The organism is Bacteroides oleiciplenus YIT 12058, from assembly GCF_000315485.1.
GTDB classification, from domain to species: domain Bacteria; phylum Bacteroidota; class Bacteroidia; order Bacteroidales; family Bacteroidaceae; genus Bacteroides; species Bacteroides oleiciplenus.
The window spans coordinates 175,188-198,243 of record NZ_JH992941.1 but is presented as its reverse complement, the minus strand read 5'-3'; the positions used below and the strand labels follow the sequence as shown (position 1 = coordinate 198,243).

Here is a 23,056-nt window from a genome sequence, read left to right as displayed (position 1 = left end):
ATGAAGCGTATTTATATACTTTTAGCGTCTCTCTTCATTCTTTTTTTTCTATTGGAGGGATGTACGTATAGTGGAAAACTGGCGGAAAAATTCCCTCCACTAGAAGAATTGAAAGCAGATAGTATTTCTATTCCTCCGATTTTATTATCTGTGACCCGATTATTTGTTACAGATAATATGTTGGTGGCTTATCAACAGAGAAGTGATACTATGTTCTCTTTTTGGAAATTGCCTGAATGTCGTTACTTGTTTAGGGCTGGTAGTAGAGGGGAAGGACCTGATGATTTCTTGATGCTTGATAGGACATTTCAAGAAATGTCAGGTGGTTTTAAAGCATTTGAAATAGCTTCGAATAAAGTGAAAGAAGTAGCTGTAGATTCAGTAGGTACTTTTAAAGTGGTTTCTGCCAAACAACTGGAAGTAGAACAAAGAGGATTGAATCGTTTCCTTTTTTTAAAGAATGATAGTTATTGCTTTATTTCTGATAAGGAAGAGTATGAGTATGCTTTGCTTGACAAAGATGGAACAGTACAATATTTTGGTGATTATCCGGAAGGTTTGTTAGAGAAAAAAGAGGAGGAATTGAACCGTTTTGTCTATAATAAGTTGACGGTTACTAATCCTCAGGGTGATAAATTTGCTGCATTTTATGCTTATATAAAACTTTGCAGAATCTATAATTCTAAAGGAGAACTTTTGAAAGAGACCATGCTTGAATCGTCGCAAAAGGATACATCAGAAGAAAAAACTATATATTATTCCTCCTATCCTTATGCGGATGAGAATTATATCTATGTTTTAACAGATAAAGAAGAAGGAAAGGTTTTGGAAATTTGGGATTGGGAAGGTATTCCAAGGGCTCATTATTTACTAGATAAGCCTGTAAATTGTCTGGCAAGAGCTTCTACAGATGGTAAATTATATGCTGTATGTCAAGACAGGGAAGATGTTGTATACATCTATAATATTCCTTGAAAATAAATCAGGAATTGCATGATATATTTGCTCTTTCAACAGATATTTTTAATGAAAAACGGAAACTGATTTCTGCAGTTACGATAGTGCGCAGTTCCTAATGCTCCAGACAAGAAAGCAGGTAATTGTCAATAATTAATTGGTTGTATGTTAGAGGAATAGATGATATAAGATATCTATTCCTCTACTGAAGAAAGGAATTTTATGAAGATAAGTACTTTATATCTATTGTTATTTATTTTTCTTTTTGGTTGCACAACAAAAGGGCAATATATTGATTTTCAACAGAAGGAAAGAAATTTTGATACTGTGATTGAATTACAGGTATTGGATTCTATGAAAATAGAAGATGCCTTTTCTTTACAGGGATGGAAGATTAATGCTAATAATATCAGTTTTATAACCTATAAAGTAACGGATAATTTTTTGTCGGTTTACTCTTATCCGAATTGCCGAAAACTATATGGTTATGGAAAAATTGGGCAAGGCCCTGATGAGTTTGTAAGTGCATTTAGTGGGGATGCTGTATCAGAGGATGTATTATTGTATGATTTGATGAGTAGAAAGCTTGTGCAATTGACGATAGGAGAGGATTCATTATGGATTTCTAAAAAGCTTCCTTTATATAATGGTGAAGATGGTGTATGCAAACTTTTTACGTTTATTAGTCAAATAGAAGGCGATAAATACTTAATGAAAATAAATGAGTATGAATCCTCATCATGGGAAATAGCTGATTTGGGTAAAAATGAAATATTAGATTCGTACAAAAATCCTATTCGAAAGGCAGAAGCGTCGTATACTCCTTTTGATTTTGTTCAATGCATATATGATTCAGCCTTTATTGTTGCTTATAAATATATGGATAGAATAGAGTTATATTCTATTGTTAATGATAAAATAAAGCCTATGGTTGTTTTGGGGAATGATAAGGATCAATCTGAACTGGAAAGTTATAATGATTTGCTTCATTATTATGTTGCTGTTGCTTCTTATGAGGGTTTATTCTATTGTTTAAAGTCGAGAAATAGAGAGAATTTTGGTAATATTGTTGAGGTATATGATTGCCATGGAGAGTGCCGAGTAAAGTATACATTGGGGAAAATAGTTGATTCTATCAATATTGATACCGAAGGGTGTCTTGTCGGATATGTTTCTGATGTTGATGAGACTATTATTTATAGATTTAAACAGTAACTCTTAGTCATATCATGAAACATTTCTATTTATTATTGATATTGTTTTGTTTTTTTTCTTGCAAGGAGAATAAAAAGAATAATATCATTCAGTTAATTCAGGAATGGAAAAATAAAGAAATTCTTTTCCCAAATCATCTTGTTTTTACTGTTTTGGGAGAAGATACAGTAAACTTTTCATTTTCGAATACTCAATATAGGGTTCTATCTTACATGGATTCTATTGGTTGTACAAGCTGTAAATTACAGTTGTCACAATGGAAAAATTTTATTTCAGAAGTTGACAGTTTAACTGGACCTAAAACAGCATTTGTGTTCTATTTTTCTCCAAAGAATGTGGACGAATTACATTATATAATTCGTCGTGAAGCGTTTAAGTATCCGGTTTGTTTTGATATGAATGATTCGTTAAATAAATTGAACCATTTTCCTGCTGATATAGATTTTCAGACTTTCTTATTAGACAAGAATAATGAAGTAATTGCCATTGGTAATCCCATTCGTAATCCTAAAATAAAGGAACTTTATATGAAAATTCTTTTGGGAAGGGAAACTGTATCGAAAAATGAAATTACTATTTTAGAAACAGAAGTGAGTCTTAATAATACCTCTTTACCCTTGGGGAACTTTAGTTGGGAAAAAGAACAAAAAGTAGTTTTCACAATGAAAAATACTGGTAATAATACATTGGTGATTGACGCAGTTGCAACGTCTTGTGGTTGCACGAAGGTAGAATACGATAAAGAGCCTGTACGTCCGGGTGGTTCTGTTGATCTCCATGTGAGTTATAAGGCAGAGCATCCTGAGCATTTCAATAAAACAATAACTGTGTATTGCAATGCAAAAGTTTCTCCTTTACTTTTAAAGATAATGGGAAATGCAGAATGAACATGAAAAACAACTTCTATTTTCTTTTCTTCTTGTGTATGTATCTGGGAAGTTGTGCTTCTGACAAGGAATATCGTCTGGAGGAAACATTGATTTTAGCCGGAGAGAATCGTACGGAATTAGAAAAGGTATTGTTGCACTATCAGGATGATTCATTGAAACTGGAAGCTGCCCGATTCCTTCTTATTCACATGAAAGACCGTCATTCTTATCGGGGTGCTGGAATAGACAGCGTGCGGCAAGCTTTGATTGAAACCAGCCGTCAACAGGGTTTTATGGAACGTGGACGGCGGGATAAATGGCGCAGCTATTCTTATGCAGGCTCACCAAAGGTGTATGATGCGCAGGTGATAAAAGCGGATTATTTGATAGAGAATATAGATTTGGCTTTTGAAGCCTGGCAACAGCGTGGATGGGATAAATATTGTCCGTTTGATGATTTTTGTAATTACTTGCTTCCTTATTGGGTGGGTGACGAAATTCCAGACTGTTGGCGGCGTATATATCGGGAGCGTTTTCAGCCAGTGCTGGATTCTCTCTATCAGGGGACAGATATTGTGGTTGCTGTAGATAGTTTACAATCTTATTTGCAGCGTAATATGAACTTTTGTTATAACAATGATTTCAGTTTTCCACATGCCGGGGGAATTTTTATTCTTGAACATTGCATCGGGACATGTCGGGAAGAGACGGATTTTTTAGTCTATCTGTTAAGGGCGTTGGGCATACCGGTTGCTGTAGATCGCTATATTTATTCGCCGGACACTTTTTTAGCTCATAGCTGGAATGTGTTCCGCGATACGACCGGGCATTTTATCCCTACTGAACTGCAGCGGACAGGAGTGACGCGTGAATGGGTGAATTATCGTTCTAAAGGGAAGGTTTATCGTGCTTTTTCTGTACCGCAAGAACAATCTTCAATTTTTGGCACTTTGCTTAAAGATGTAACTACAGACTATTATCCTGCAAATGAAATACGGATTGCAGGAATTCAGGGTAGTGCCGGAGAGGGATTGATTGGCGTTTTTTCAATGAATGGTTGGATTCCTATCGGTGGGTATAGATGGCATGACGGAGAGACTTTAGCGGAAAATATTGAAATAGAGCAGATTTATCAGCCATTGGTGCAGACTGTAGCTGGCTGGAAGGAGAGCGGATACCCCTTTATACCGCAAGCAGACGGTACGGTGCTCTCTCTTGTACCGGATACGACGCAGTGGGAAAGTATCCGGTTGGTGAGAAAACACCCGTTGACGCAATATTGGGTAAGGCAAATGCGGGAAATGGACGGTGTGTGCTTCTTTGGGAATAATACTCCAGACTTTAAAAATGCAGAATTGTTAGCAGTCTCGGTTTGTGACAGTATTTATAGTCGGGAATGTCGGTTAGTAGTTTCTGCAAAGCGGAAATACCGCTACTTGTGGGTATGCCCGCCTGTGGGGAAACGGTTGAATATAGCAGAAGTAGCCATTTATGCAGATAGTAGTTGCAACAGGAAGCTGGATTGCCGGGTAGAGGCATGCGCTCCACCTGTGTATAACTTAAAGGAATATTCGATAGATAAAGCTTTTGACGGGCGAAATCTGACACGTTATGAGTCAGGAAAAGAGGATGTCCCTTGCATGCTTGACCTAAAAACTCCAACACAAATTGGTGGAATTATCTATGTGCCACGTAATGATGACAACTATGTTAGTCCGGGTGACTATTATGAACTCTTTTATCAGAATGGGACGAAAGGTTGGATTTCATTAGGGGCGAAAATTGCTGAGTTTGATTATTTGGAATATAATCATGTACCTGCTGGTGCTTTACTCTGGTTGCATAATCGGACAAAGGGAGTAGAAGAACAAGTTTTTTATTGGAAAGAAGGAAAACAGGTATTTAATTATAGGCTAAAGTAAATAGAAACCATAAAGAAATTACAGATGGAAAAGAAGTATTACAGGCTTTCATTCTTTATAGATAAAGTGTTCAGGTTGGTTATAATTGCTTGTATACTCTTTGTACTCTATTTGTTGCTGGGAGTCACAACCTTTGCTACTTTTAAGGTTCCTACAGATTCTATGGAACCTGCTTTGCTGCCGGAAGATTGTATTCTGGTCAATAAGTGGGTAATGGGGGGACGTATTTTTAATGTATGGGATGCTTTGGAGGGGAAAGAGGTGGAGATAACCCGTCTCCCGGGCTTTGGAAAAGTGGAACGGGATGATGTATTGGTTTTTAATTTCCCATATCCGGGGCGTTGGGATAGCATAAGGTTAGATGTAATGAAATACTATGTAAAGCGCTGCGTTGCTTTGCCGGGTGACACATTTGAAATAAGAGATGCACGCTATTATGTACGTGGTTATGATGGGGTGCTGGGGAATATCCGACAGCAAGATTACCTGCGTTTACAACTAAATGGGATAGCTGATGACCACTCTGCCCGTGAGCGGGGAATATGCTTTAATGCATATCCGTTTAATGATATTGTAAATTGGAATATAGTAGAATTTGGACCGTTTTTTATTCCTGCTAAAGGTGCGGAAGTATTGATGACTCCATTGAATAAAGTCCTTTATCGGAATGCGATAGAATGGGAGCAAAAGAAACCTCTTACTCTGAAAGGTGATACCGTATTGTTAGGCGATAGTGTAATACGGAAGTACTCTTTCCGGCAAGATTATTATTTTGTTGCAGGAGACTTGGCTATAAATTCTCAGGATTCCCGTTACTGGGGGCTGTTGCCGGAGCCTTTTATTGTTGGAAAGGCTGTCAGGATATGGAAATCAGTGGATAAGAGGACGGATAGAGTGCGGTGGAATAGGATATTCAAAAAGATAGAATGATGATAGGATGGACACATAAAATAAGAGAGATTACAGTTGTTTTGCTACAGTTTGTAGCTGTTTGTTCCTTGCTGAGTATGGTATGTGCGACAACTCCTGAACTGCCTGTAGGAGAAACCATCGGTCAGTGGGTGTGGTTTGGGAAAGCCGCACTGGTTTCGGCCGGATGTATCACTGTTTCTTGCCTGATACAGCTTCTGGGAAAAGATTCTTGGACAGATGTTTTGTGTTTCCGGCATTTCTTTGTTCATGTGGCTTGGAGTTTGGTATTATTAGGGACTATTGAAGCGGTTTGGGGCTTGCGGCAATTATATGGATTTTCTGTTTCCGGGTATTCACAGTATGCACTTACAGGCTCTTTCTTCAATCCCGGTCCGTATGGGGGATATTTAGCGATGATATTACCTGTCTGCTTGCATTTGTATTTACGTGTTTGCAAACGGAAGAGCACAGATGTTCTTCATAAAATAGAGAAAGTGGCGGCAGGACTTGCCGGTATTCTTATTTTATGTGTATTACCGGCCACGATGAGCCGTTCTGCCTGGATTGCTGCTGCAATAAGCTGTGCATGGGTGGCATATATGCATCGTGACAGACGTAAGTGGGGCGTTTTATGGCGGAGATATAAGAAACGTTACCTTACATGGGGAGTGGCCGGGCTTTTGGTTCTGATATTGGGAGGTGCCGGCATTTTCTTTTTGAAGCCTGACTCTGCTATGGGACGTCTGTTTATGTGGAAAATTACTTGTAAAGCTATCGTGGAGCATCCTTGGGGATGTAGTGAAGGATTTGCTTATGCATACGGCGAAGCACAAGAAAATTATTTTGGTAGCGGAGACTATGCTGCTTGGGAAGAACGTGTGGCCGGAAGTCCGGAATACGCTTTCAATGAATATCTGGAACTGGCGTTAACAGCAGGAATAATGCTTTGTGGAATGTTACTGGTGACTATTGGGGGCTGCCTGTGGTTAGGGGCGAAATGGGGGCGTTATGAAATTTGCGGAGCACTCATATCCTTGCTTATTTTCTCTTTTTCTTCTTATCCCATGCATTTTCCGGTATTTGCAGTAACCGGTATCTGCCTGCTGTTTGCTTGTGGCACTGGAGATGTGGCAGGGAAATTTCTAATTTGGGGCACTTGTGCACTGATATGGATAGTGGGGCTTGGCGGTAAATGGCAACAGGAGGAAGATGCCTGCCGGGATTGGGCGAATGCGAGGATGCTTTATCATCTGGGAAATTATACTGCTGCCAATGAGGCTTACTATAAACTCTATCCGCAGTTGGGAGAAAGAGGAACTTTTTTATTTGAATATGGGCATAGTTTGCATAAGTCCGGTCGTTATGATCAATCTAATCTCTTTCTGGAGCAGGCTGTTATATATAGTACTGACCCAATGATACTGAATATAACAGGTAAGAATTATCAGGAAATGCAATACTATGAAAGGGCTGAAACTTATTATCTGGCTTCAATCCACCGTTTGCCGGGACGGATTTATCCCTACTACCTGCTGGCAAAACTCTATGCGGAGCCGGACTATCGGAATAGAGAGAAGTTTGAGAAGATGCAACGGATTGTATTGACTAAAGAACCGAAAGTTTATTCCACCGCTATCAGGGAAATGAGGGGCGAAGTGGAAAAGATAGGAGATGACTGGTGCAATACGAAGATTGATAAGTGAATATGATATAATATGGTGGATATGGATACGTATAAGGATAGTTGGAATGCTTGTCTGCTGTACCGCAATAAACAGTTGACAAAACAATTGAAGGATTACCAGAAGGCATCGGCATTAGCAGGATGTTCTTCTTCTTTGATAGTGGCAATGGGGCAGTTATTGTGTCTTCATCAAAAACCTGCTTATGGTATAGTCAAGGATGAGGCCGAATGGAGGGATCTGTTTATCGTCATAGACTTGTTTTACGGTGGGTGCCTGTCGGAAGAATTGGTGCCATTTAGTTTAAGTGTCCAGGAGTTGAGGTTATGCTATATGGTACGTGCTCACTTGGATAATAAGACAATTGCTCTTCTTTTTAATATAGTTCCCCGGTCTGTATTGAAAGCTAAACAGCGTATAAAAAATAAGTTGACTTTATCAGCTACGGATAGTTTGGATAAGTATATACAACAATGCTGATTGCCACTAATATAGATATTTCTGATGATTATGATGAGAAAGTGTTTGATGGTATTTGTAAGCGGGGCTTTATTGTGCCTTTTGGTGTCATGCAATAAATATAGTAAAGGTGTGGAAGAAGTTTTATCTCTTGCTGGTGAGAACAGGGGAGAACTTGAAAAGGTCTTGCTGCATTATCAGGATGATGGTTCTAAATTGAAGGCTGCCGAGTTTCTGATTCTGAATATGGTGGGGCACTCTGTGCCGACCTCAACGTCTGTGGAAAGATATAAGGCGTTTTATCAGAGATGTGATTCAATCAGGGATGAGTATAAGTCTACCCATAGAAGCCGATGGATAGCGCTGATAGATAGTCTGTGGGATGTATCTCAGGCTGGTAAAACATTCGGAACCGTGCATTATGTTCCCTTGCAGAAAGCGATAACTGCTAATCAGATGATAGTTGAAATAGATCAGGCATTCGAATCATGGAAAGAGAATGCATCTACAGATAAATGTTCGTTTGAGCACTTCTGTGAGTACATTTTACCTTTCTATCGCGGCAGTAGCTTTGTATTGGATGACTCTCGTTCACGGTTTTATCAATTATACAAACGTCGATACTTTCAAGATAGGGCAAAGCTGCTGACTGATGAAGCTGATTCTGTATTGGCCCTTTATAAGAATATTGATTTTACTTCTTTCAATGGTTCGGGTATCCCTGCTTTGAGCACTGAGGCTCTGATGCAGATGGGAGGCGGAAGCTGTACGGAGCGGGGAGTTTTTAATTCATTATTATTCTCAGCCCTCGGTATGCCGGTTACTGTGGATTTTGTTCCGGCATGGGGGAGCCAGAATGGTTCTCATTCTTGGAATGTGTTGGTAGTGGGTGATAAACATTATGCTTTTGACCCATTTTGGGGGCATAATAAATGGGAACACTATAATAGATTGTACAGTAATACAGGAATGTATGACTTTAACGGGCAAGGGGAGTTTCGTGTTCCGAAGGTATACAGAAAAACATATTCCACTCATTTGGAGAGCTCTTTGTTGGGTAAAGGTGTGGAAATGGAGGATATCCCTCCTTTATTCCGTAATTTTAAGAAAAAGGATGTTTCTTCTGATTATTTTAAAACAACTGATGTGGAGGTGCTTTTAACCGAAAATGCTCCGGAGAATACAACATATGCTTATCTGTGTGTATTTAATGTTGAAGGTTGGATACCTGTACAATTTGGGGAGATAGCAGACGGGAAAGCACTATTTCGGGAAATGGGGAGAAATATTGTATATCTGCCCGTTTATTATAAAAAGGGAAGTTTATTACCGGCTGCTCCTCCCTTGTGCCTGAAAGAGGACGGCAGTGTGTTAGTCTTGGATGGGATGGGTGTACAAGAAGATAGTTTGGTGACGAGAAATGTTGTGATACAATCATTTAGAAATAGGGAGTATCTGAAATGTATGAGCGGGACAAGCATTGTAAGTTTGAATAAGAATAGGGTAGAAGATACCTTGTGCGCGATATCGGGAATATTGCCGGTTAGACGTACTGCCTATAAGGTGAATGTGGGAAGAGTCAGTCGCTTCGTGAGAATTAATTTGCCTTCGGATAGTATTGCTTTGGGAGAGTTGGGCTTTTATAATTCGCAGGGTAAAATAGAGGATATTGAAATCATATCTCCTTTGCAATCTTTGTCTGAGCATGAATCGGTAGAGGTTCTTTTTGATGGTTTTACTTCTACAGGTTATCGCGGTAAATCAAAAAAGAAGTATGTAGATATTGACTTGGGAGGAGATTATGAAGTGGAACATATTGTTGTGGTACCCTATGTTATGTCGCAGATTCTCAGGAATAGTACTTATGAATTGTTTTACTGGAAAAATGGTGATTGGGAATCACTGGGAGAACAAAAAAGAAGTGGAACGGATTTGTTGTTTGAAAACGTTCCGGGAGATGCTTTGTTTAGATTGAAGCAAAAGACGGAGAAAGATGAAAAAATAAAGGAAAGGATTTTCCTTTATAAGAATGGGGAGGTGATTTGGATGTAGATTCATAATTTGATTTTTACATTAAAACATAGTCCGAACATAGTGCTATAAAAAATCCTCCTTTCCCGTTTTACCGGCAAAAGGAGGATTTCACTTAAAATTATGATGGACTATTTTATTTCAAGTCTCTCAGTTCCCAGCCCAGTGCACTGGCACCTAAAACGGCTGCATCGGAGTCTTTCAACTCAGACATCAACAATTTGGCTTTACCTTTATAGATATTCAGCACATTGTCATCAATAGCTTTCTGGATAGGTTTGAAGATATAATCTCCGGATTTGGCCAATCCGCCAAACAGGATGATAGCTTCGGGGCTTGAGAAAGCGATAGCATCAGCAATAGCTTCACCCAGAATATTGCCTGTGAAGTCGAAAATATCTTGTGCCAGCTTGTCACCTTGAACTGCCGCATCGTATACGTCCTTAGAAGTAATATTCTCAGCAGGGATAGAGCGAAGCAAACTTGGTTCGGTACGTGCAGTCAGGAATTCGCGGGCTGTACGTGCTACACCGGTAGCTGAACAGTAAGTTTCCAGACAGCCATGACGTCCGCATCCGCAAAGACGACCGTTTTCGCGGCGTATGATAACGTGGCCCAGTTCTCCAGCAAAACCGTCGTGGCCATAAACCATCTGACCGTTGATAACGATACCGCTACCTACACCTGTACCCAGAGTGATCATGATAAAATCTTTCATACCACGTGCAGCACCATAAGTCATTTCACCGATAGCTGCGGCGTTAGCGTCATTAGTCAATGCGGTAGGTATACCCAGACGCTCCTCGAACATAGCTGCCAAAGGTATCACACCTTTCCACGGCAAGTTGGGGGCAAATTCGATAGTACCGCTGTAGTAGTTACCATTGGGAGCACCGATACCGATACCTTTGATTTTATCTACACCGCCATTAGCGATAATCAAAGGCAACAGATTCTTGCAGACTGCATCTACATAAGCATCTGCTTGATCGTGAGCGCCGGTTTTGATGGAGCCGCTTGCAATAATAGTTCCGCGTGCATCCACAATACCAAAGACGGTGTTTGTTCCGCCTATGTCAATACCTACTACGTAGGGTTTTTCCATGCTTGAATTCATGATATTAATGTTTTGTTTAAAGGGTTAGTTAATTAGTATTATGGTTACAAATTACACAAAGAAAAACGACACTTCAAAATCTTTTTGAAAAAAAGTTCACCCTCTTTGCAACTTTTCGTAACATAGCTGCGTCTAATAGTGAAAATTAATAAGAAAACAGACTAAAACAGAGGTATACGTGATACAGCTAAAAGACATTAACAAGACCTACAACAATGGAGCACCCCTACATGTGCTCAAAGGCATCAACCTCGATATCAAGCGGGGTGAGTTTGTTTCCATCATGGGAGCTTCGGGTTCCGGTAAATCCACCTTGCTTAATATATTGGGTATTTTGGATAATTATGATACCGGTGAGTACTATCTGAACGGCACGCTGATCAAAAACCTCAGTGAGACTAAAGCGGCTGAATATCGGAACCGTATGATTGGATTCATCTTCCAGTCGTTTAACTTGATTTCCTTTAAAGATGCAGTAGAGAATGTGGCGCTTCCGCTTTTCTATCAGGGAGTGAGCCGCCGTAAACGCAATGCCATGGCGCTGGAGTACTTGGATCGTCTGGGATTGAAAGATTGGGCACACCACATGCCGAATGAGATGTCCGGCGGACAGAAACAACGTGTTGCCATTGCCCGTGCTCTTATCACGCAGCCTCAGATTATTCTGGCTGATGAGCCTACTGGTGCTCTGGATAGTAAGACTTCTGTGGAAGTTATGCAGATCCTTAAAGATTTGCACAGGACGGGTATGACGATTGTAGTTGTTACTCACGAGAGTGGTGTAGCCAACCAGACGGATAAGATTATCCACATCAAGGATGGTATTATCGGCAGTATTGAAGAAAATCTGAATCATGACGCTTCTCCGTTTGGAAAAGACGGAATCATGAAATGACAAGCCGATAAAAGAGTGAATCATGAAAGGATGAAAACTCCGGCATGACAGTCGGCTTTCAGCTCTTTAATTTTTAATTATTAATTCTTAATTCAGAATGTTTGATATTTGGCAAGAGATATACGGAACCATCAAGCGGAATAAGTTGCGTACATTCCTCACTGGGTTTGCCGTGGCATGGGGCATCTTTATGCTGATAGTGCTGCTGGGTGCCGGAAACGGTATCATCCATGCTTTCGATCAGTCGTCCTCAGAACGTGCATTGAACTCTATCCGCATTTTCCCGGGATGGACTTCCAAGCCTTATGCAGGATTGAAAGAGGGACGCCGTGTCCGTTTGGAGAATAATGATCTGGAGGCTACTGAAAAGTATTTTCCGGATTATGTAATCAGTGCCGGCGCTACTGTGCGGCAGGGCAATGTAAACGTTAGTTTCGGACAAGAGTATGTGAATATCTCCCTGATGGGGGTGCATCCTAACTATACGGAGGTGGAAACCGTGAAAACTGCGGACGGGCGTTTTATTAATCAAAATGACTTAAAAGAACGGCGGAAAGTCATAGTTATACATAAGAAGACTGCTGAAATCCTATTTGGCAAGACTCATACCGAACCTATCGGGCAGTTTGTCAATGCAAGTGGCGTGGCTTATCAGGTAGTTGGTATCTATAACGATCAGGGAGACCGCGAAGCCAGTGAGGCTTACATCCCGTTTTCCACTTTACAGACTATCTATAATAAAGGCGAACAGCTGAATAATATCATTTTCACTACTAAGAATCTGGAAACAATAGAGAGCAATGAACTCTTTGAGGCCAACTATCGTAGGGTGATTGGTGCCAGCCGTCGTTTTGATCCTCAGGATAACAGTGCTATCTGGATATGGAACCGCTTCACTGATTATATGCGGACGCAAAATGCCATGGGAATGCTTCGTACAGCTATCTGGGTGATTGGCATTTTTACTTTATTGAGTGGAATAGTCGGGGTTTCGAACATCATGCTGATTACGGTGAAAGAACGTACTCGCGAGTTTGGTATCCGTAAGGCACTTGGAGCGAAGCCATTATCTATTCTTTGGCTGATTATTGTGGAGAGTGTTACTATCACTACTTTGTTTGGATACATAGGTATGGTGGCCGGCATTGCCGTCACGGAGTGGATGAATTCGGCTTTCGGCAATCAGACTATGGATGCGGGTATGTTCCAGCAGACCATGTTCTCGAATCCGACCGTAGATTTGGGGATTGCCATTCAGGCTACGCTTACCTTGATTATCGCAGGCACACTGGCAGGATTCTTCCCTGCAAAGAAGGCGGTGAGTATCAGTCCGATAGAAGCGTTGAGAAGTGATTAACGACTAACGATGAACGTAGAAGTATTAATCACTAATCATTAAACATTAATCACTATATAACATGAGAATAGATATAGACTCTTGTGAGGAAATCCTCATCACGATTACAAGAAACAAGACGCGAAGCTTGCTGACGGCATTCGGTGTATTCTGGGGTATCTTCATGTTGGTGGCACTAATCGGTGGCGGACAGGGGATGCAGCAGGCTATGAGTTCCCAGTTTGAAGGCTTTGCCACGAACTCGGCTTTCCTGGTTTCGCAGAAGACGGGAGAAGCGTATAAAGGTTTCCGGAAAGGACGCTGGTGGGACTTGGAACTTTCAGATATAGAGCGCCTGCGCCATGGAGTGAATGAGATAGATGTCATTACCCCTTCCATCGCTTATTGGGGAAGAACAGCTATACACGGAGATAAAAAATATGATTGTAGTGTAAAGGGATTGTATCCTGAGTATGAGCATATAGAACATCAGGAAATGGCTTATGGACGCTTCATCAATGATGTGGATATTAAGGAAGCACGCAAAGTTTGCGTAATCGGTAAGCGTGTGTATGAAAGTTTATTCCGTCCGGGAGAGGATCCTTGTGGAAAGTATATCCGGGTAGATGGGATTTACTATCAGGTTATCGGCATGTGCTCGTCCGAGGGTAACATGAATATCCAGGGACAAGCCTCGGAGGCTGTTACTTTGCCTTATACTACCATGAAGCAGGCCTATAATCTGGGTAACCGGATACATGTGGTGTGTTTCACGGTGAAGCCGGGTATCAAGGTAACGGATATTCAGGATAAGGTGGAACGTATTGTGAAAGCGGCTCATTACATATCTCCGGATGACAAACAGGCAGTGATGATGCTGAATGCGGAAGCGATGTTTTCCATGGTGGATAACCTGATGGCAGGAGTTCGCATTTTAATTTGGATGGTAGGTTTGGGAACTTTGTTTGCAGGCGCTATCGGTGTATCGAATATTATGATGGTGACGGTGCGTGAACGTACTACGGAAATTGGTATTCGCCGTGCCATTGGTGCACGCCCGAGGGACATTTTGCAGCAGATTCTTTCGGAGAGTATGGTGCTGACGACCATTGCAGGTATGGCAGGTATTTCTTTTGCCGTGCTCGTGTTGCAAGTGCTGGAGGTGGCTGCTAATGATCCGGGGCATATAACTACTCATTATCAGGTCTCATTCGGACTGGCTATAGGTACATGTGCATTACTGATTGCTTTAGGAGTGCTTGCCGGTCTGGCTCCGGCTTATCGTGCTATGGCAATCAAACCTATTGAGGCAATCAGGGACGAATAAATTAAAAATTGAAAATTAAAAGGGGCCTGCGGGTGTGGGCGGGATATAAAATAGAAATAAGAAAAACAATAATATAATAATAGTATGAAAAAGTATCTGAAAATCGCATTATTGGTAGTTGTAGCTGCCATTTTCATCTTTACGTTTGTGTTCCTTTATCAGAAGTCAAAGCCGAAGATTACGGTGTATGAAACGATAACTCCGGCAGTAGCTGACCTGGAAAAGACAACGGTGGCAACCGGAAAGGTGGAGCCGAGAGACGAGATTCTTATCAAGCCCCAGATATCGGGTATCATTGACGAGTTGTATAAAGAAGCGGGACAGAGTATACGTAAGGGAGAAGTGATTGCTAAGGTGAAGGTGATTCCCGAACTGGGGACGCTGAACTCTGCCGAAAGCCGTGTGCGTCTGGCAGAACTTAATGCAAAACAGGGGGAAACGGACTTTGCCCGTATAGAGAAATTGTTTGAAGATAAGCTGGTTAGTCGTGAAGACTACGAAAAGGCTGAGGTAAGTGTGAAACAGGTACGTGAAGAGTTGCAGACAGCTAAGGATAATCTGGAAATTGTGAAGGAAGGTATTACAAAGAGTAGTGCTTCTTTCTCAAGTACACTGATCCGTTCTACTATCGACGGTTTGATACTGGATGTTCCTGTAAAAGCCGGTAACTCGGTGATTATGAGTAATACATTCAATGATGGTACTACGATTGCTACAGTTGCCAACATGAACGATTTGATTTTTAAAGGTAAGATTGATGAAACTGAAGTTGGACGTGTTCACGAAGGAATGCCGGTGAAGCTGACAATCGGTGCGTTGCAGAATCTTTCATTCGAGGCTATACTGGAATATATCTCTCCGAAGGGAGTAGAAGAAAACGGTGCCAATCAGTTTGAAATCAAGGCAGCTATTCAAGTGCCGGATACAGTGATGATTCGTTCGGGATATTCTGCCAATGCGGAGATTGTACTGGAGCGTGCAGAGAAAGCGCTCACTTTACCGGAGAGTACTATTGAGTTCAGCGGAGACAGTACATTCGTCTATGTTATGACGGATAGTGTACCTGCCCAGAAGTTTGAACGCAAACAGGTGAAGGTAGGCATGAGCGATGGTATCAAGATTGTCATCAAAGACGGTGTGGACGGTAAGGCTAAGGTACGTGGTGCTGAAAAGAAAGATAAATAGCCTTTAATGAATCATTTATTATAACTCAATATTATCATTGGAATATGAAAAATAAACTAATCATAGCATGTCTTATGTTGGGAGGTCTTTCGGCTCAAGCTCAGGAAGGCTGGACTTTACGCCAATGTATTGATTACGCTATCGAACATAATATAGATATACGCCGGACAGCCAATACGGCGGAACAGAGCGAGGTTAGCGTGAATACAGCTAAATGGGCACGCTTGCCGAATCTGAATGGTAGCGCGGGACAGAGTTGGAACTGGGGACGTACACAGACTGCTATAAAAGATGAGACTACCGGTGACTATTCTACGGTTTATGTCAATACGAATAGTAATAGCACAAGTATGTCTGTGTCTACCAGTATTCCCATATTTACGGGATTGGAAATTCCTAATCAGTATGCGTTGACGAAGTTGAATCTTAAAGCGGCTATGGCAGATTTGGAAAAAGCGAAAGAAGATATTTCCATAAATATTGCTTCTGCTTATTTGCAGGTGCTGTTCAATAAGGAATTGCATCAGGTTGCCCTTGGGCAGGTAGAACTGAGCAAAGAGCAGTTGGCCCGTATCTCCCGGCTTGCCGAATTGGGCAAGGCATCTCCTGCTGAAGTTGCTGAAGCTCAGGCACGTGTGGCCCAGGATGAGTTGAAAGCTGTGCAGGCTGATAATAATTATCAACTGGCTTTGCTTGACCTTAGCCAGCTTATTGAGTTGGAGACGCCGGAAGGATTCACGTTGTCAGCTCCTGCTGTGACATTGGATTTGCTTCCTCTTACCCCGCCGGATGAAGTATATCAGACTGCTGTAACGACTAAGGCTGCGGTTCAGGCTGCGCAATATCGTCTGGAAGGCAGTAAACACAATATCCGCATTGCCCAGAGTGATTTCTATCCTCAACTGAATTTGAACGGTAGTCTCGGAACGAACTATTATTCTACTCTTGACCGCAATTTCAGCCAGCAACTACGGGACAACTTCAGTAAATATGTAGGTTTCAGTCTTAGTGTGCCGATTTTTAATAGATTTTCTACCCGCAACCGTGTGCGGACAGCCCGTTTGCAAAAGGAGAATTATTCTTTGCAGTTGGACAATGTAAAAAAGACGCTTTATAAGGAAATTCAACAGGCATGGTACACTGCACTTGCTTCTGAAAGTAAATATACCAGCAGTAGCACTGCTTCCAATGCCAGCGCTGAAGCTTTCAGACTGATGAGTGAAAAGTACGACAATGGTAAAGCTACTGCGGTGGAATATAATGAAGCGAAACAGAACTTGATGAAAGCCCAATCCGATGAATTGCAGGCTAAATATGAATATCTGTTCCGCACAAAGATATTGGACTTCTATAAAGGAGTGCCTATCGAATAATTTTTCAGTGTGTTTCTCTCTAAAAATCCTTCCTTGGCTGTGAGGCTGAGGGAGGATTTTTTCATATATTTGCCACATGACTCCTTTTATCAGCATAATTATTCCTTTTTACGGTACGGCAGACCCGACGTTGCTGGAACGCTGCCTTGACTCTATTCATGGGCAGGGGATGGAGGAGGAGAGCTATGAGATTATTGTAGCGGATGACGTGAACCGGACAACGGGAGGTGCGCGTAATAAGGGTATGCAGCAAGCGCATGGCGAATATATACTTTTTATTGATGCGGATGATGTTATGTTGCCGAATACCCTTCTTCCTTGCTTTTCTTTGTTGAAGCAATATTCACCGGATATATTGAGATTTGGTTTTCAGGAATTATCATGCAATTCTTTTTTGGAAAAGAAAGACTTGCCGAATCAACCATTATCGTATACAGAATACTTGTCGGGTGCTGACTTTATGCTCTTGAATAACTTTACAGGAGTGGTTTGGACACATTTCTTCCGTAGGGGAATGTTGAAAACGGTTTCTCTTTATTTTAGTGAAACAAGTTTTTTTGAAGATGAAGAGTTTGTAGCCAAAGCCTATTTTTATGCTCGGAAAATGCTGGTGACCCCATATAAGGTATATGGCTATTTCTGTTTGCCAACCTCTTTGACTCGGGTTTTTGCCGAAGACAAATGCCGGGAGAGAGTGGATGCTTTTAAAGATATGCTTTTCCGGTTGAGAGAGTTTTCTTTGGCGTCTCAATCGGATACTTTGCCTGCTAAGGCATTGAATAGGAGAGTGTGTTTTCTGACTATTGACTATATTCGTCAGATGCGACGTAATAAATGTAGCATTAAAGAGATAAACCGCCAATTGGCTGCCTTGAAACAAGAAGGATTATTACCTTTGCCCCGTAAAGGATACAGTTGGAAATACCGTTTGGTGGTTCCTGTTATCAATGCCTATACCTATTTGTTTATATGAAAATACTGTTACTTGGAGAGTTTAGCGGGTTGCATTGGAACCTTGCCGAGGGGCTTCGGGCTTTAGGACACCATGTATGCGTTGCTTCCGACGGTTGCGGCTGGAGGAACTATCCGCGTAATATTGCCCTTGACCGTCCTACAGATAGCCTGCGTGATGGTATTTCTTGCCTTCTCCGCATCCTGCGTCATTTGCCAAGTTTCCGGGGATATGATGTAGTGCAAATCATCAGTCCCTACTTCTTGCGTTTACGCAGTGAGCGTACATTGCCTGTATACCGCTATTTACAACGGTATAATGGCAAAGTTTTCCTGGGGGCTTTCGGAACTGATTATTATTATATCCGCGCCTGTATGGAAACTGATGTCTTCCATTATTCCGATTTTAAGATTGGTGACCGGTATCGAGACACACCTTTCAATGAAATTACTCTTCAGGATTGGTATTATGGAGGAGCTGCCCGTGCTACTCGTGCCATTGCCGAAACCTGTAATGGTATCATCGCCTGTCTTTGGGAGTACTATGCTTCTTATCAGCCTTACTTCCCTGAGAAAACAGCTTTTATCCCTCTGGCAATTGACTTGCGGGAAATAACTTCCCGGGTTCGTAGCGTGCCGGAGGTACTGAATTTCTTTATTGGCGTGCAGACTGCACGTAGCAATTTGAAGGGAACTGATGTTATGCTCCCCGTTCTGCAGGAAGTACAACGCAAGTATCCCGATCTTTGCCGCATCACCGAAGTGCACGATGTGCCCTATGCACGTTATCAACAATTGATGGATGACGCTGACGTCCAGTTAGACCAACTCTATTCATATACTCCCTCCATGAACTCATTGCTTGCTATGGCAAAGGGAGTGATTGTAGTGGGTGGCGGTGAACCGGAGAACTATGAAATTATAAACGAAACACAACTTCGTCCCATCATCAACGTGTTGCCGGACGAGCAGGATATTTATCGGAAACTGGAAGATATTGTCCTTCACAAGGAACGTATTCCGGAACTGTCAGCACAGAGTATCGAATATGTAATTAAGCATCACGACCACGTCAAAGTTGCCCACCAATATCTTGATTTCTGGGAAAAACATTAATCATCTCTTCTTGTAATATTGCCTTGCAATAATCAATTATTGCAAGGTAATAAATTTGTTTGGTAAGGAAGTCATTTCTCTTTGCCGAGGATATCTATTTCCTGTCTCAGAGGTACTTTATGAGCCTGATGTAACATGAGCGAAAGAAAATGAAATAGCTGAAGGCAAAGATGTAATACCAGTGAAAGAATGTGTAAAATGATTGTATGCGTCTCTTGAATCCTTGCTGTATATTTGTTGCCGGGAGATTCTGTCTTAGATACCGGAGCGGAAAACCTGTATGAAGAATACTGCCCACCAAGAAGAACTCTAATAAAAAAGGATATAACTATGCGAAAACGTTTTTGTATTTTTCTGCTGGCAATTGTTGCCTATAGTTGCGCAACTTTTGCGCAAACCGGTTCGGCCAAGAATCCGGTGATTTATGCCGATGTACCGGATATGTCGATGATCCGCGTGGGAGACACTTATTATATGAGTAGCACTACTATGCATATGGCTCCCGGAGTGCCTATCATGAAATCTAAAGACCTTGTGAACTGGGAAATTGTGAACTATTGCTACGATGTCCTGGAAGACATGGACGAGTTGAATCTGACTAATGGTAAAAGTACGTATGGGCGCGGTACGTGGGCCAGTTGCATCCGCTATCATAATAATATGTATTACGTAACGACGTTTGCCCAGACCACTGGAAAGACTTATATATTCAGCACCAAGGATATAGAGAAAGGCCCCTGGAAGGTGAACACTTTCAAGCCTGCCTATCACGATCATACGGTGTTTTTTGATGATGATGGTCGTATTTATATGATTTGGGGTGGTGGCAAGCTGCATATTGTTGAACTGAAAGAAGACTTGTCGGGTATCAAGGAGGGCACGGAACGGGTATTTATAGAAAATGCCAGCGCTCCATCCGGAGATAATATAGGTTTGCCGGCTGAAGGCTCCCAATTGTTTAAGGTGAATGGAAAGTATTATTTATTCAATATCACCTGGCCCAAGGGAGGAATGCGTACGGTGGTCATCCATCGCTCCGACAGCATGGACGGACCTTGGGAAGGCAGAGTTGCCCTGCAGGATAAGGGTGTTGCTCAGGGAGGTTTGATAGATACTCCCGACGGCAAATGGTTTGCTTATCTTTTCCGGGACAATGGTTCGGTAGGACGTATCCCTTATCTGGTTCCTATGAAGTGGGAAGATGGCTGGCCGGTGATCGGCATTGACGGGAAAGTGCCGGAAACACTGGAACTGCCTGCTGGTAAAGGCTTAATATCGGGCATTGTAGCTTCGGATGAGTTCACGCGTAAGAAGAAAGAAGCGGCTTTGCCACTGGTTTGGCAGTGGAACCACCAACCGGATAATTCCCTTTGGTCGGTCAGTGAGCGTAAAGGTTATCTGCGCCTGAAAACCGGACGGGTGGACAATGATTTTCTGTTGGCCCGCAACACATTGACACAACGGACAATCGGTCCGGTATGTTCGGGAATAACTTCTATAGATGTATCAGGCATGAAAGAAGGAGATTTTGCAGGACTTGCACTTCTCCAGAAGAAATATGGATTAGTAGGTGTGAAGTTTGAAAGCGGGGTAAAGAAGGTGGTTATGGTAAGTGCGCAGACTGATAAGCCGGAAGAGGTGGAAAGTCTGCCACTGAACCAGAATACAGTATTTCTGAAAGCCGAATGCGACTTCACAGATATGAAAGACAAAGCTGATTTCTATTATAGTCTGGATGGCAAGAAGTGGATGAAGATTGGCAGTCAGCTTAAAATGGCTTATACGCTTCCGCACTTTATGGGTTATCGTTTCGGACTCTTCAATTATGCAACGGAGACCCCTGGAGGTTATGTGGACTTCGATTATTTCCGTATCAGCGACAAATAAATAATTAGTAATTATAAATCTGAAATTTGCATTAGAAATGAAAAAGGTAAACTCAGCGCTTTCAATGGGTAAGCGGATTGTTCTGTGCTCTCTTTGTGTGGCAATGTTTTCAACGGTAGGATTTGCTCAGGGCAGTAAAGGTAAGAAAGTAAAGAATGCTCCGGTGTTCTCACAGGTTGTTTATCAGGGTGACGACAAAGTGTACAACGAGAATCCGTTGAAGGCTGGTGAGTTTTATAACCCTATTCTGCAAGGATGTTATCCCGATCCGGCGATAACCCGGAAAGGAGACGATTATTTCCTGGTATGCTCATCATTTGCCATGTTTCCCGGTGTGCCTATTTTCCATTCAAAAGATTTGGTGAATTGGACGCAGATTGGTCATGTGCTGGATCGTACTTCGCAACTGAAGGTACAGGATACGGGTATCAGTGCCGGTGTATATGCTCCGGCCATTAAGTATAATCCCAATAATGATACTTTCTATATGATTACCACACAGTTTGCCGGTGGTTTCGGAAATATCATTGTGAAGACAAAAGACCCTTTCAAAGGTTGGAGTGATCCTATCAAGTTGAAGTTTGACGGAATAGACCCATCTATCTTCTTCGATGATAACGGAAAAGCATATGTAGTTCATAACGATGCACCGAATAAGGGTGAGGAGCTTTATAACGGACATCGCGTCATCAAGATCTGGGAGTATGATGTGGAAAATGACCAAGTGATTTCCGGAACAGATCAGATTATCGTAAATGGTGGGGTGGACTTGTCCAAGAAGCCCATTTGGATTGAGGCACCGCATATTTATAAAAAGGGTGGGCGTTATTACCTGATGTGTGCCGAAGGCGGTACAGGTGACTGGCATAGTGAGGTCATCTTTGTGAGTGACAGTCCTAAAGGACCTTATATTCCAGCTCCGAGTAATCCTATCCTGAGCCAGAGATACTTGAATCATAATAGAAAAAACATGATAGACTGGGCCGGACATGCTGATTTGGTGGAAGGTCCTGACGGTAAATATTATGGTGTATTTCTGGCTATTCGCCCGAATGAGAAGGGGAGAGTGAATATCGGTCGTGAGACTTTTATTCTGCCGGTTGACTGGTCGGGTGAATTTCCGGTTTTTGAAAATGGGCTTATTCCGATGGAACCGAAGTTGAAGACCCCCAAAGGTGTTGAGAACAAAACAGGTAAAGATGGTTACTTCCCCAATGGAAATTTTACATTCACAGAGAATTTTACATCTCCACAGTTGGATTACCGTTGGATTGGTTTACGGGGGCCTCGTGAAGAGTTCATAACTGTGTTGAAAGACGGAGGATTACAGATAACTCCGTTCCCTGTGAATATAAAAGAGGTGAAGCCCACTTCAACGCTTTTCCACAGACAACAGCATAGTAACTTTTCGTTTACTACGACATTGAAATATATCCCGAAGTCAGAAAAAGACTTGGCGGGCATCACTTGTGTACAAAGCGAGCGGTTCAATTACGTCTTTGGGGTGACCAAAAAGGATAAGGATTTCTATCTGGTATTGGAAAGAACAGAAAGAGGAAGGTCTAAAGTACTTGCAAGTACAAAGATAGATGTCAAGAACCCAATTCAACTGCAAGTGAAAGGTGAAGGAGATAATTATGACTTCAGTTACTCCACGGATGGAACTAACTTCTTACAGTTGGGTAATACCGTATCTGGAGACATCCTTTCAACCAACGTTGCCGGCGGCTTTACCGGTTGTTTGATTGGTTTGTATGCTACTTCTGAAAATGACATTCTTGTCGAATAAAAACTATTAATAACCAACAAACGAATTAAAGTT

The 23,056-nt window shown here is 41.8% G+C and carries 18 protein-coding genes; 17 read left to right on the top strand and 1 reads right to left on the bottom strand.

The features are described 5' to 3' along the window. The 8 genes from HMPREF9447_RS09020 (at position 1) to HMPREF9447_RS08985 (ending at position 10,068) form a co-directional block, all read left to right on the top strand. Positions 1–975: a BF3164 family lipoprotein gene (locus HMPREF9447_RS09020; RefSeq protein ID WP_009129407.1), complete on the top strand. Its 975-nt coding sequence runs from the start codon at positions 1–3 to the stop codon at positions 973–975. A 204-nt stretch (positions 976–1,179) separates the two neighbouring features. Further along, complete coding sequence (locus HMPREF9447_RS09015) at positions 1,180–2,172, top strand: hypothetical protein (protein WP_009129406.1); 993 nt, start codon at positions 1,180–1,182, stop codon at positions 2,170–2,172. 14 nt (positions 2,173–2,186) lie between these two features. Beyond that, a complete protein-coding gene (locus HMPREF9447_RS09010) occupies positions 2,187–3,059 on the top strand; it encodes a DUF1573 domain-containing protein (protein ID WP_009129405.1) in 873 nt (290 codons plus the stop codon). Positions 3,060–3,061: 2 nt separating this feature from the next. Further along, positions 3,062–4,963 (top strand): transglutaminase domain-containing protein, encoded by a 1,902-nt coding sequence (locus tag HMPREF9447_RS09005; protein ID WP_167549116.1) that lies wholly within the window; start codon positions 3,062–3,064, stop codon positions 4,961–4,963. A gap of 24 nt (positions 4,964–4,987) precedes the next feature. Then, positions 4,988–5,893: a signal peptidase I gene (gene lepB, locus HMPREF9447_RS09000; protein ID WP_009129403.1), complete on the top strand. Its 906-nt coding sequence runs from the start codon at positions 4,988–4,990 to the stop codon at positions 5,891–5,893. Beyond that, positions 5,890–7,578, top strand: coding sequence for an O-antigen ligase family protein (locus HMPREF9447_RS08995; protein WP_009129402.1), 1,689 nt, complete (start codon positions 5,890–5,892; stop codon positions 7,576–7,578). Before lepB ends, HMPREF9447_RS08995 begins: the two co-directional genes overlap by 4 nt. Positions 7,579–7,599: 21 nt before the next feature. Beyond that, positions 7,600–8,037: a helix-turn-helix transcriptional regulator gene (locus HMPREF9447_RS08990; protein WP_009129401.1), complete on the top strand. Its 438-nt coding sequence runs from the start codon at positions 7,600–7,602 to the stop codon at positions 8,035–8,037. 30 nt (positions 8,038–8,067) lie between these two features. Continuing rightward, positions 8,068–10,068, top strand: coding sequence for a discoidin domain-containing protein (locus HMPREF9447_RS08985; RefSeq protein WP_167549115.1), 2,001 nt, complete (start codon positions 8,068–8,070; stop codon positions 10,066–10,068). Between the two features lie 115 nt (positions 10,069–10,183). On the opposite strand, the gene HMPREF9447_RS08980 is transcribed toward HMPREF9447_RS08985, so the two are convergent. Beyond that, the gene (locus tag HMPREF9447_RS08980; RefSeq protein ID WP_009129399.1) at positions 10,184–11,164 is read right to left on the bottom strand and encodes an ROK family protein; all 981 of its coding nucleotides are present in this window, start codon (positions 11,162–11,164) and stop codon (positions 10,184–10,186) included. A gap of 178 nt (positions 11,165–11,342) precedes the next feature. Between HMPREF9447_RS08980 and HMPREF9447_RS08975 the strand changes: the two genes are divergently transcribed. The 9 genes from HMPREF9447_RS08975 (at position 11,343) to HMPREF9447_RS08935 (ending at position 23,023) form a co-directional block, all read left to right on the top strand. Beyond that, the gene (locus HMPREF9447_RS08975) at positions 11,343–12,059 is read left to right on the top strand and encodes an ABC transporter ATP-binding protein (RefSeq protein WP_009129398.1); all 717 of its coding nucleotides are present in this window, start codon (positions 11,343–11,345) and stop codon (positions 12,057–12,059) included. 97 nt (positions 12,060–12,156) lie between these two features. Continuing rightward, positions 12,157–13,416: an ABC transporter permease gene (locus tag HMPREF9447_RS08970; protein WP_009129397.1), complete on the top strand. Its 1,260-nt coding sequence runs from the start codon at positions 12,157–12,159 to the stop codon at positions 13,414–13,416. A 61-nt stretch (positions 13,417–13,477) separates the two neighbouring features. After that, positions 13,478–14,722 carry an ABC transporter permease gene (locus HMPREF9447_RS08965; protein ID WP_009129396.1) on the top strand — a complete coding sequence of 415 codons (1,245 nt, stop codon included), beginning with the start codon at positions 13,478–13,480 and terminating at the stop codon, positions 14,720–14,722. Between the two features lie 84 nt (positions 14,723–14,806). Beyond that, positions 14,807–15,907: an efflux RND transporter periplasmic adaptor subunit gene (locus HMPREF9447_RS08960; protein WP_009129395.1), complete on the top strand. Its 1,101-nt coding sequence runs from the start codon at positions 14,807–14,809 to the stop codon at positions 15,905–15,907. 44 nt (positions 15,908–15,951) lie between these two features. Beyond that, positions 15,952–17,280 (top strand): TolC family protein, encoded by a 1,329-nt coding sequence (locus HMPREF9447_RS08955; RefSeq protein WP_044137939.1) that lies wholly within the window; start codon positions 15,952–15,954, stop codon positions 17,278–17,280. A 76-nt stretch (positions 17,281–17,356) separates the two neighbouring features. Further along, positions 17,357–18,253, top strand: a complete 897-nt coding sequence (locus HMPREF9447_RS08950) for a glycosyltransferase family 2 protein (protein WP_009129393.1) — start codon at positions 17,357–17,359, stop codon at positions 18,251–18,253. Beyond that, a complete protein-coding gene (locus tag HMPREF9447_RS08945; protein ID WP_009129392.1) occupies positions 18,250–19,347 on the top strand; it encodes a glycosyltransferase family protein in 1,098 nt (365 codons plus the stop codon). Before HMPREF9447_RS08950 ends, HMPREF9447_RS08945 begins: the two co-directional genes overlap by 4 nt. 330 nt (positions 19,348–19,677) lie before the next feature. Beyond that, the gene (locus HMPREF9447_RS08940) at positions 19,678–21,234 is read left to right on the top strand and encodes a glycoside hydrolase family 43 protein (protein ID WP_009129391.1); all 1,557 of its coding nucleotides are present in this window, start codon (positions 19,678–19,680) and stop codon (positions 21,232–21,234) included. 103 nt (positions 21,235–21,337) lie between these two features. Next, positions 21,338–23,023 (top strand): glycoside hydrolase family 43 protein, encoded by a 1,686-nt coding sequence (locus HMPREF9447_RS08935; protein WP_044138098.1) that lies wholly within the window; start codon positions 21,338–21,340, stop codon positions 23,021–23,023. Positions 23,024–23,056 lie beyond the last annotated feature (33 nt).